At 60.7% G+C, this 9,924-nt stretch carries 9 protein-coding genes and 1 pseudogene; 6 read left to right on the plus strand and 4 right to left on the minus strand.

What is annotated here, in order from left to right:
• Window positions 1–76: 76 nt before the first annotated feature.
• Window positions 77–2,602 carry a sulfite reductase flavoprotein subunit alpha gene (locus tag NUV89_RS24015; RefSeq protein WP_257783286.1) on the minus strand — a complete coding sequence of 842 codons (2,526 nt, stop codon included), beginning with the start codon at window positions 2,600–2,602 and terminating at the stop codon, window positions 77–79.
• A gap of 134 nt (window positions 2,603–2,736) precedes the next feature.
• The gene (locus NUV89_RS24020; protein ID WP_257783287.1) at window positions 2,737–5,037 is read right to left on the minus strand and encodes a TonB-dependent siderophore receptor; all 2,301 of its coding nucleotides are present in this window, start codon (window positions 5,035–5,037) and stop codon (window positions 2,737–2,739) included.
• A gap of 205 nt (window positions 5,038–5,242) precedes the next feature.
• On the opposite strand from NUV89_RS24020, the gene NUV89_RS24025 reads away from it, so the two are divergent.
• The 4 genes from NUV89_RS24025 to NUV89_RS24040 all read left to right on the plus strand — a co-directional run bounded on the left by NUV89_RS24025 (window position 5,243) and on the right by NUV89_RS24040 (window position 7,317).
• On the plus strand, window positions 5,243–5,923 hold the full coding sequence (locus NUV89_RS24025) for a Fe2+-dependent dioxygenase (RefSeq protein WP_017737742.1): 681 nt from the start codon (window positions 5,243–5,245) through the stop codon (window positions 5,921–5,923).
• A 1-nt stretch (window position 5,924) separates the two neighbouring features.
• Window positions 5,925–6,683 (plus strand): tetratricopeptide repeat protein, encoded by a 759-nt coding sequence (locus tag NUV89_RS24030; RefSeq protein ID WP_257783288.1) that lies wholly within the window; start codon window positions 5,925–5,927, stop codon window positions 6,681–6,683.
• Between the two features lie 92 nt (window positions 6,684–6,775).
• Entirely contained in the window at window positions 6,776–7,042 is a 267-nt protein-coding gene (locus NUV89_RS24035; protein ID WP_257783289.1) for a CopG family ribbon-helix-helix protein, read from the plus strand.
• Window positions 7,042–7,317 (plus strand): type II toxin-antitoxin system RelE/ParE family toxin, encoded by a 276-nt coding sequence (locus tag NUV89_RS24040; protein ID WP_257783290.1) that lies wholly within the window; start codon window positions 7,042–7,044, stop codon window positions 7,315–7,317. The genes NUV89_RS24035 and NUV89_RS24040 overlap by 1 nt, the downstream gene beginning before the upstream one ends.
• A gap of 162 nt (window positions 7,318–7,479) precedes the next feature.
• On the opposite strand, the pseudogene NUV89_RS24045 reads toward NUV89_RS24040, so the two are convergent.
• Window positions 7,480–7,614: pseudogene (locus NUV89_RS24045) on the minus strand (type III PLP-dependent enzyme); the annotation flags it as partial.
• Window positions 7,615–7,830: 216 nt separating this feature from the next.
• On the opposite strand from NUV89_RS24045, the gene NUV89_RS24050 reads away from it, so the two are divergent.
• Both NUV89_RS24050 and NUV89_RS24055 read left to right on the plus strand, forming a co-directional pair.
• Complete coding sequence (locus tag NUV89_RS24050; RefSeq protein WP_257783292.1) at window positions 7,831–8,013, plus strand: type II toxin-antitoxin system HicA family toxin; 183 nt, start codon at window positions 7,831–7,833, stop codon at window positions 8,011–8,013.
• A gap of 55 nt (window positions 8,014–8,068) precedes the next feature.
• On the plus strand, window positions 8,069–8,470 hold the full coding sequence (locus NUV89_RS24055; protein ID WP_257783291.1) for a type II toxin-antitoxin system HicB family antitoxin: 402 nt from the start codon (window positions 8,069–8,071) through the stop codon (window positions 8,468–8,470).
• A 72-nt stretch (window positions 8,471–8,542) separates the two neighbouring features.
• Here NUV89_RS24055 and NUV89_RS24060 read toward each other — a convergent pair whose 3' ends face one another.
• A complete protein-coding gene (locus NUV89_RS24060; RefSeq protein ID WP_010213203.1) occupies window positions 8,543–9,706 on the minus strand; it encodes a type III PLP-dependent enzyme in 1,164 nt (387 codons plus the stop codon).
• Between the last annotated feature and the right edge of the window lie 218 nt (window positions 9,707–9,924).

The raw sequence follows: 9,924 nt of genomic DNA on the forward strand, positions 1-9,924 counted from the left end.
GCACATGCTGTGAATGACACACCGCATTCGCGAGCAAGCCCGCTCCCACATTTTGATCCTCGGTGGCTTTGAGGGATCAGTAGACATCCCTGCGGTAGCGGCCCTGTTCAATCAGGCGCTCTACCGCTTCACCGCCCAGAATATCCACCAGCGCCTGATCCACCCCAGCCGCCATCCCCTGCAAACTCCCGCACACATAAATCGCCGCACCCTCGGCCAGCCACTTGCGCAGCACCTCCGCCGATTCACGCAGGCGGTCCTGCACGTAGATTTTTTCCTCTTGGTCGCGGGAAAACGCCAGGTCCAGCAACGCCAGGTCGCCGCTGGCCAGCCAGCCTTGCAGCTCGTCCTGGCAGAGGAAGTCGTGGGCGATATTGCGTTCGCCGAACAGCAACCAGTTGCGCTGCTGGCCATCGGCAATGCGCGCCTTGAGCAAGTTGCGCAGGCCCGCCAGGCCGGTGCCGTTGCCCAGCAGGATCATCGGCACCGGTGCGTCCGGCAGGTGGAAGCCACTGTTGCGGCGCAGGCGCAGGCTAATGGCCGAGCCGAGGGCGGCGTATTCAGTGAGCCAACCGGAACCCAGGCCCAGGCTGCCGTCGGGGTGGCGTTCCTGGCGCACGATCAGCTCCAGCACGCCGTCGCTGGCAATCGAGGCGATGGAGTATTCGCGCATGCCCAGCGGCACCAGTGCATTCACCAGCGCCTGGGCGTGCAGGCCCACCAGGTGGGCACGGTGGGTTGGCAGCTGGCGGGTGGCCAGGGCCTGGTCGAGGGTATGCGCCAGGTCGTCGATCAACACGCCGTCGCTGCCGGCCAGCCCGAGGCCTTCAAGGAAGTGTTCGATGGCCCAGGGGCAATTGCGCGGGAGGATTTCTACCAGGTCGCCGGCTTGCCAGGTCTGTGGTGAAGACGGGGTCAGACCCAGCAGGTAGACGTCGGAGCCGCTGCTGTCACGGTTGAGCAGGGTGCGTTGGGCCAGCGTCCAGTTTTCGTATTGGGCGGTCGGCCATGCCGACGCGGGGGCGTGACCGGTCAGTTGGCCAAGTTGTTGTTGCCAGTGCAGCAGGGCAGTGGTGTCGCCGCTGTCCACTTCCACGGGGGCGAACAGCGGGTTGCCGCCCTGGTTGGTCAGCCAGAAATGCAGGCGCCGGGCGAAACCGCAGAAGTGTTCGTACTGCCGATCACCCAGGGCCAGTACCGAGTAGTTCAAGCCTTTGAGGGACAGGTCCTGGCCAAGCACGCTGCGTTCAAAGCCACGGGCGCTGTCGGGCGCTTCGCCGTCGCCAAAGGTGCTGACCACGAACAGGGCGTTTTCGGACTGGCGCAAGTCATCCTGGCTGACGCTGCCCAGGGATTGCACCTTCACTGGCAGGCCGGCCGCCTGCAATTGCCCGGCGGTTTGCCAGGCCAGTTGTTCGGCGAAACCGCTCTGGCTGGCGAAGCCGATCAGCCACGCCGGGGCATCGCTGCTGTTGGCGCCGAGGCCTTTGCGCGCGTCGCGCACCTGGCGTTTTTTGCGGCGACGGTCGAGGTACAGCAGCCAGCCGGTGATGAAAAACAACGGCATTAGCAACGAACTGACGGTGAGGATGATGCGCCCCGCCAGGCCGAAATAGCTGCCGGTGTGCAGCGCGTAGACGCTGGTCAGCAGCTGCGAGCCGAGGGTCTTGCTGGCGTAGCGGTCGTGGGACTTGACCTCGCCGGTGGCAGTGTCGAGGCTGAGCTGGTTTAGCGCGCGGTCATGGGGCGAGTCTTGCAGCAGGTAATAGACCGTGGCCGGTTGCCCGGCGACGGCGGGCATGCGGATGTTGTAGGCGCTCAAGCCAGGGCCGGCGCTGCTGTAGATGCTGCTCCACATCGCGTCGTAGTTGGCCACGGGCGCCGGGCCTTGCGGCGGCGGGCCGCGTTTGCGCATGCGCTCGTTTTGCGGCGCGTCGGAGAGCAGTTTGGTCACGCCCTGGTTGTACCAGTCGTAGGACCAATACAGCCCGGTCAGCGCCGCCAACAGATAGGCCAGCAGGCACCAGGTGCCGAACACCGAGTGCAGGTCCCAGTTGAAACTGCGACCTTTCTTGCGCCAGTCCAGGGTCAGCCACACGCGCCAGCTCGCCACTTGGCGCGGCCAGCGCAGGTACAGGCCGGACAGGCAGAAGAACACCAGGATCAGCGTGCACGCGCCGGTGATATTGCGCCCGGTGTCGCCCATCACCAGGAAACGGTGGAATTGCAGGAGGAAGCCGAACACGTCCTGGCCGACCACGTCGCCCATGTAGTCGCCGGTGTACGGATCGAAATAGCGCAACTGGCCACGGCGCTCGCCGGGTGGCGGGGTGAAGAACACGCGCGCGGCATTGCCGCTGTCGCTTTCGACGAAGAGCATGGCCACGGTCTGGCCTTCGGTGGCCTCCAGCTTGCGCACCAGTTCGGCGGGCGGCAGTACGCCGGCGTCGCGTTTTGCGACCGTCAATACGCTGGGGTTGAGCGCCCGCAGGATTTCATCCTGAAACGAAACCGCTGCCCCGGTGATCCCCATCAAGGCCAGCACCAGCCCGGCCGTAATGCCGAAGAACCAGTGCAACTGGAACAGGGTTTTCTTCAACACGTCTGACCGCCTCGTCTATCTGGTTGTAAATGCACGGCGCGCATTATGCCGTGGGTTATCGAGAAATATTCTGTTTTACACGCAAAAGCCCCACGCATCCGATGCGTGGGGCTTTTGCCGTTTGCTGCCCGCTTTTAGAAGTGGAAGCTGGTGGACAGCAACGCCGTGCGACCCGCCGCCTGGTTGGCGAAGTGCGAGGCGTAGGCTTTGTCGTAGTAGGTCTTGTCGGTCAGGTTCTGCACGTTCAATTGCAGGTCGACGTTCTTGGTCAGCTTGTAGCTGGCCATGGCGTCGTAGCGGGTGTAGGACGGTACATACACGGTGTTGGCCGCATCGCCGTAAACCTGGTCGACGTAGAACGCGCCGCCACCGATGGTCAGCTTTGGCGTCACGTTGTAAGTGGTCCACAGGCTGAACGAGTTTTCCGGGGTGTTCGGCATCTGGTTGCCTTTGTTCGAACCGGTCGTCACGACGCCCAGGCGGTTGCCGTTCTTGCCTGGATCCACCAGCTCGCTTTTCAGGTAGCTGTAGCCGGCGAACACTTGCCATTGCTCGGTGATCTTGCCGCTGGCGGACAGTTCCAGGCCGTCGACGCGAGACTCACCGGCGGTTTCGTAGGTGTTGGAATCCACCAGGATGCGGGTGTTTTTCTTCTCGGTACGGAACACCGCAGCCGACAGCGACAGGCGGTTGTGGAACAGGTCCCACTTGGTGCCCAGCTCGTAGTTGACGGTTTCTTCCGGTTTCAGGTCGCTGGTGTTGACGCCGGTGGGCAGCGAGTTGTTGTCGACGCCTTCACCCACCAGGCCGCCGGCGGGCGACGCCGAGGTGGCGTAGGAGGTGTAGATGCTGCCGTTTTCCAGCGGCTTCCAGACCAGGCCGGCCTGCCAGTTGAAGAACTGGCTGTCGTCCTTGACCTTGGTGCGCCCGGTGGTGGCGTTGGTGTTGGCTTCGGTGTCGAAGGTGTCGTAGCGCACACCGACGTTCAGCAGCCATTTCGGGTCCAGCTCGATGGTGTCGAACACATAGGCGGCGCGGCTGGTGGCCTTGGTGTTGGTGCCCATGTAGTTGCGTGCGACGCTGCCGGTCCAGGCGTCGTCCGGGTTCGGGTTGCCGAGGGAGGTGCAGCTGCCGCCGCTGTTGCCGACCATGCCCGGCAAGCAGCCGTTAGGGGTTGGGTTGGCATTTGGCGTGATGGTGTAGCCGCTGACGCGGGTTTCTTCACCGGTGAATTCCAGGCCGGTGGAGTAGCTGTGCTTGAAGCCCAGCGCCTGGAAACTGCCAAACAGATCGGTCTGGTTGGTGGTCGTGGTCGTGGTGGAGACGCGAGCGTTGGCGCGGCGCCATACGGTGCCGTACTTGTTGACGTTGCCTTTGCTGTCGTCCGGCTGGGTGAGGACGTAGTCCTGGCCGGTGCTGCCATGACGCAGGGTGTTTTTCAGCGTCATGCTGTCGTTCAGGTCGTGCTCGACGGAGATCGTGCTGATGTCCGCGCGGGTCTTGCGGAAGTCGCGGTCCTTGAGGCCGTAGAAGTTGCTGCTGTCGCCGCCGTCGGTGGGTTTGTCGTGGACGTGGGTGGTGGTCGTGGCCGAGCCGTAGCCGTAGGGAATGCCCGAATCCGGCAGGTCGTTGCTTTCCATGTGGTAGTAGCTGAGGTTGACGCGGGTCGGGGTGCCCAGGCCAAAGGTCAGCGACGGGGCCACGCCCCAACGGTCGTAATTGACGGCGTCGCGGCCGGCGACGTTTTGTTCGTGGCTCATCAGGTTCAGGCGGAACGCGGCGCTGTCGTCGAGGAACTGGCGGTTCACGTCGAGCACGTAGCGGCGGGTCTGGTCGGAACCGTAGGTGAAACCGCCGTTGGTGAAGTCCCGCGCTTGTGGGGTCTTGCTCACCAGGTTGAGGCTGCCACCGGCCGAGCCGCGACCGCCGAAGGACGAGTTCGGGCCTTTGCTGACTTCGATGGATTCGATGTCGAAGATCTCGCGGCTTTGGCCGCCGGTGTCGCGCACGCCATCGAGGTAGGTGTCGCCCTGGGCATCAAAACCCCGGATGAACGGACGGTCGCCCTGTGGGTTGCCGCCTTCGCCGGCGCCGAAGGTGATCCCCGGTACGGTGCGCAAGGCATCTTGCAGCGAGGTGGCGGCGGTGTCCTTGAGGACTTGTTGCGGCACCACGGTGACCGAACGCGGGGTGTCCACCAGCGGTGCGGTGTACTTCTGCGAGGAGGCTTTTTCCACCTGGTAGGAGGTCTGGTCCTGTTCCTGGCCGGTGATGCTGGTGGCGCCCAGGGAGATGCTGTTGCGCTCGCCTTTTTGTTCAGTGTCGTCGGCCGCTTGCGCCATATGGGCAGCAGAGCTGGCGGTCAGGGCGACGCCGATGGCCGAAGCCAACAGACGTGGTGAACTGGCAGGTGTTTTTATTGAAGTGCGCGACATGACGTGTCCTTTCCCCAAGGATGTGAGGCGGCGGAATATAGGGCGAACACGACTTTCTATCAATTGCGATACATTGCTAATTGCATTGAATTTACATTCTTTACACTTTTTGCTTACGGTTTTTACGATGTCATCCGTCCACGGCGTTTTACAGGCTTGATAAGAATCAATACCATTGGCGCCTCTCTGCATTCAGGTATCGCCCATGTTGCTGCACATTCCCGGCCTGTTCTCTCGTGAGGAAGTGCAGCGCATCCGCCAAGCCCTGGAAAGCACCGATTGGGCCGACGGCAAAATCACCGCCGGGCACCAGTCCGCCAAAGCCAAGCACAACCTGCAACTGCCCGAAGGCCACCCGCTGGCCAAGGAAATCGGGGCGGCGATGCTCGAGCGGCTGTGGAAAAATCCGCTGTTTATGTCAGCGGCGTTACCGCACAAGGTCTTCCCGCCGCTGTTCAACTGCTACACCAGCGGCGGCAGTTTCGACTTCCATATCGACAACGCCGTACGCCAGGCCCGGGGCAGCATTGAGCGGGTGCGCACGGACTTGTCGTCCACCTTGTTCTTCAGCGACCCGGAGGAATACGACGGCGGCGAACTGGAGATCCAGGACACCTTTGGCCTGCAACGGGTGAAACTGCCCGCCGGCGACATGGTGCTGTACCCCGGCTCCAGCCTGCACAAAGTCAACGCCGTGACCCGTGGCGCGCGCTACGCCTCGTTCTTCTGGACCCAAAGCCTGGTGCGCGAAGACAGCCAGCGCACCCTGCTGTTTGAAATGGATGGCGCGATCCAGCAACTCACTGCCGATGTGCCCGACCATCCGGCCCTGATCCAGCTCACCGGCACCTACCACAACCTGTTGCGCCGCTGGGTCGAGGTCTGACATGGGCTTCTTGTTGCGCCGTGAAGAAGTGCTCAACGTCGAGCAACTGCAAGCCATGCTCGACGACTCCCCGGTGCGCGCTGCCCAGGCGATCCTGATGGCGGCAAAAGAAGGCGTGGTGGATGCCCAGGCGCTGCTCGGGCAAATCCTCCTGGAAGGCCGTGGCATTGCGCGGGATGAAGCGCTGGGGTTGCGCTGGTTCCAGATCGCGGCCCAGGGCGGGCACTTGATGGCGCGCAATATGGCTGGGCGGTGTCTGGAGCATGGTTGGGGCTGTGCGGCCGATGAGGTTGCTGCGGCGAAGGCATACCGCTTGGCGGCTGAAGCGGGTTTGGATTGGGCGCAGTACAACTATGCCAATTTGCTGGCGACCGGGCGGGGTGTTACCGAAGACCAACAACAAGCGTTGGGCCTATATCGCCAGGCAGCCGAGCAAGGCCATGCCAAGTCGATGAACTTGTTGGGGCGTTATCTGGAGGACGGCCGGTTCTGTGCGCAGGATCTGGACGCAGCCGTGGATTGGTATCGTCGCTCGGCCGAAGGCGGGGATTTTCGCGGGCAGTTCAGCTATGCGGCGGTGCTGGCGGACAGAGGGCAGGTCGATGCGGCGTTGGCGTGGTTGCGCAAGGCGTTGGTGGGGGGGAATTTGAAGTTCTTTCGCACGGCGTACAAAGCACTGTTGAGCGCTGCGCAGCCACAGATCCGATCCTTTGCGCAGGAGTTCGAATTGCGGATTTTTCAACTAAGCGATGGGCGGTAGAGCGCTGCGGTTGTTGCCCTAGCCAAAATCACTATGATTGGAGCTGATTCAGTTTTAATCATGTGTTTCGCAATGCTGCGAAGAGAGGAATTATGGGTGCTGATACCAAAGTCCTGACAGCTCACGTTCCTACGGCCCTTGCGCAAAAAGTTGATCAGATGGCGGCGCGATTGGATCGTTCGCGTGGTTGGATCGTCAAGCAAGCTCTCGCTGATTGGGTTGATCTGGAAGAGGAGCGCAGCCGGCTTACTCGGGAAGCCATGGCTGATGTTGACGCCGGCCGTGTGATTGATCAGCAGGCGGTTCAAGCCTGGGCAGACAGCCTGAGCACTGATACGCCACTGCCGGTGCCGCTCTGATGGAGTTGAAGTGGACTAGCAAGGGCTTATCAGACCTGGCTAGGCTTTTCGACTTTCTCGCTGTTGTAAATCGCCCTGCTGCGGCACGCACCGTGCAGTCACTGTCCAAAGCGCCTTTGAGTTTGCTGAGTAATCCGCGGATAGGCGAGCGAGTCGAAGAGTTTGAGCCGCGCGACGTAAGACGGCTTTTAGTGGGGCGCTACGAAATACGCTATGAGATTCAAGCATCCACAATCTATATCTTGCGGTTGTGGCACGTCCGTGAAGATCGATGATTTTTGCCCATAAAAAAACCCATGACATGTCATGGGTTTTTTATTGATCGTTCCCACGCTCTGCGTGGGAATGCCGCTCTGGGCGCTCTGCGTCCGCGCGTGACGCGGAGCGTCACAAGATGCGTCCCCACGCGGAGCGAGGGAACGATCGGGCGGGGGGCAGACGTAGAAGGATTTCAGTGGCGGAAAGCCATTGAACTCAACCGCGCTGTAGCTGGTGGTGTACGCACCGGTGGACAACCAGTACAACCGATCACCAATCGCCAGGTTCAGCGGCAGGCCGTACTTGTAGTTTTGTAATGTGGCGAGGGAGCAAGCTCCCTCGCCACATCAAGCAGAGCCAGGCATAAAAACTGACATTAGTTTTCTGGCGAAAACGGTTCGCCCCTCGTCAGCATCGCGCCACACAAGCCCGCTTGAAGGTTAAGCGGGCTTTTTCATTGGTGTGTTTCGTGTGTATAAAAAACCATTGCCATCCAGCAGTGTGTAATGTACACGCTGAAAGGGTGGGCGATGAAAAGTCGAGAGGTAATAGAACTGCTTGTAGCGGATGGTTGGTTTGAGGTGGCAGTCAAGGGCAGCCATCACCAGTTCAAGCATCCGGTGAAGCGGGGGCGAGTGACCTTTCCTCATCCCAAATCAGAGATTGCCAAAGGCACGCTGCACAGTATTTTTAAATCAGCAGGCATCAAGTGATGGCCTTGCTTGATGAGTTGGATGGAGTCCCTGGGGCTCGTCCAAAGGAGGAGCAATGAAGTTTCCAGTGGTGGTACATAAAGATGCCGACTCGGATTACAGCGTGACTGTCCCTGATGTGCCGGGGTGTTTCTCGGCCGGCGCGACTTTTTCCGAAGCGCTGGACAATGTTCGTGAGGCACTGGCGTTGCATCTTGAAGGGCTGGTCGCAGACCAGGAACCGTTGCCCCAAGCGCTGGAGGTGGACGCCCATTTGGATAACCCGGATTTTGCGGGTGGGGTTTGGGCGATAGTCGATTTTGATCTCACGCCTTACCTGGGCAAGTCAGTGCGTTTCAACGCGTCTTTACCGGAACATCTGTTACAGCGCATCGACGAGCGCGTGCAAAAGGACCATCGCTACGCCTCGCGATCAGGCTTTTTGGCGACGGCGGCGTTGCGTGAGTTATCGGCTTAGCAGAAACAAAAAAGCCCATGACAGGTCATGGGCTTTTTCTTGCATCTTGCCGCTAAAAACTAAGCGTTGCTCTTACACGTAGAAGGATTTCAACGGCGGAAAGCCATTGAACTCAACCGCGCTGTAGCTGGTGGTGTACGCACCCGTCGACAACCAGTACAAACGATCACCAATCGCCAGGTTCAGCGGCAGGCCGTACTTGTAGTTTTCGTACATGATATCGGCGCTGTCGCAGGTAGGACCGGCGATGACCACTTCTTCCATCTCGCCTTTCTTCTCGGTCCAGATCGGGAACTTGATGGCTTCGTCCATGGTTTCGATCAGGCCGGAGAATTTGCCCACATCCGTGTACACCCAACGCTCGACGGCGGTGCGGGATTTACGCGCAACCAATACCACTTCGCTGACCAGGATGCCGGCGTTGGCGATCAGCGAACGGCCCGGCTCCAGGATGATTTCCGGCAGGTCGTCGCCGAAGTCTTCCTTGAGGAAGCGGATGATCTCTTCGGCGTAGGTCTCCAGGCTGTTTGTGCGGGTGATGTAGTTGGCCGGGAAGCCGCCGCCCATGTTGATGAGCTTGAGGTGGATGCCGTCTTCTTCTTTCAGGCGTTCGAAGATCACTTTGACCTTGGCGATCGCCGCGTCCCACACGCTGATGTCGCGTTGTTGCGAACCGACGTGGAACGAGATGCCGTACGGCACCAGGCCCAGGTCGCGGGCGAGGATCAGCAGGTCCATGGCCATGTCGGTCTGGCAGCCGAATTTGCGCGACAAAGGCCAGTCAGCCGTGGTCGAGCCTTCGGTGAGGATACGTACATACACTTTCGAACCCGGGGCGGCCTTGGCGATGTTGCGCAGGTCGGCTTCGGAGTCGGTGGAGAACAGGCGCACGCCCTTCTCGTAGAAGTAGCGGATGTCCTTGGATTTCTTGATGGTGTTGCCGTAGCTGATACGGTCGGCGCTGACGCCGCGGTCCATGACCTTGTCCAGCTCGTAGATCGAGGCGATGTCGAAGCTCGAACCTTTCTCTTTGAGCAGGTCGATGATCTCGACGGCCGGGTTGGCCTTGACGGCGTAGTACACCTTGGCGAATTCGAAACCGGCGCGCAGGTCATCGTAGGCCTGGCTAATCATCGCGGTGTCGATCACCACGAACGGGGTTTCTTGCTTGTCGGCGAACGCCTTCATTTTGTCAAAAGTGGCGCGCGCGAAATAGTCTTCGACGTTGATCGACATGCTGGGAACTCCTAAGGGCAAACTGATTTAAACAATGGGTGCGAGGGTGTGTCATCAATGAATTCGCGAGTGCGTTGCGCCTGAGCGCGTGCCAGGCAAGGCGCAGGCCGCAGCTAATGGCTACTCCCTTCGCAAGGCCTGCAACGCAGCATGGCGCGCGCTCAGGCAAAAACCCGAGGGGCGGGGCGTGTTTTTTGGGCGGGGGGGGTTTTAGGGGC

The organism is Pseudomonas sp. 18.1.10 (genome assembly GCF_024655625.1).
Taxonomy (GTDB): domain Bacteria; phylum Pseudomonadota; class Gammaproteobacteria; order Pseudomonadales; family Pseudomonadaceae; genus Aquipseudomonas.

Bases quoted from the DNA above. Each gene is read 5' to 3' on its own strand.
- NUV89_RS24020 (WP_257783287.1), bottom strand. From the start codon at position 5,037: ATGTCGCGCACTTCAATAAAAACACCTGCCAGTTCACCACGTCTGTTG.
- NUV89_RS24025 (WP_017737742.1), top strand. From the start codon at position 5,243: ATGTTGCTGCACATTCCCGGCCTGTTCTCTCGTGAGGAAGTGCAGCGC.
- NUV89_RS24030 (WP_257783288.1), top strand. From the start codon at position 5,925: ATGGGCTTCTTGTTGCGCCGTGAAGAAGTGCTCAACGTCGAGCAACTG.
- NUV89_RS24035 (WP_257783289.1), top strand. From the start codon at position 6,776: ATGGGTGCTGATACCAAAGTCCTGACAGCTCACGTTCCTACGGCCCTT.
- NUV89_RS24040 (WP_257783290.1), top strand. From the start codon at position 7,042: ATGGAGTTGAAGTGGACTAGCAAGGGCTTATCAGACCTGGCTAGGCTT.
- NUV89_RS24050 (WP_257783292.1), top strand. From the start codon at position 7,831: ATGAAAAGTCGAGAGGTAATAGAACTGCTTGTAGCGGATGGTTGGTTT.
- NUV89_RS24055 (WP_257783291.1), top strand. From the start codon at position 8,069: ATGAAGTTTCCAGTGGTGGTACATAAAGATGCCGACTCGGATTACAGC.
- NUV89_RS24060 (WP_010213203.1), bottom strand. From the start codon at position 9,706: ATGTCGATCAACGTCGAAGACTATTTCGCGCGCGCCACTTTTGACAAA.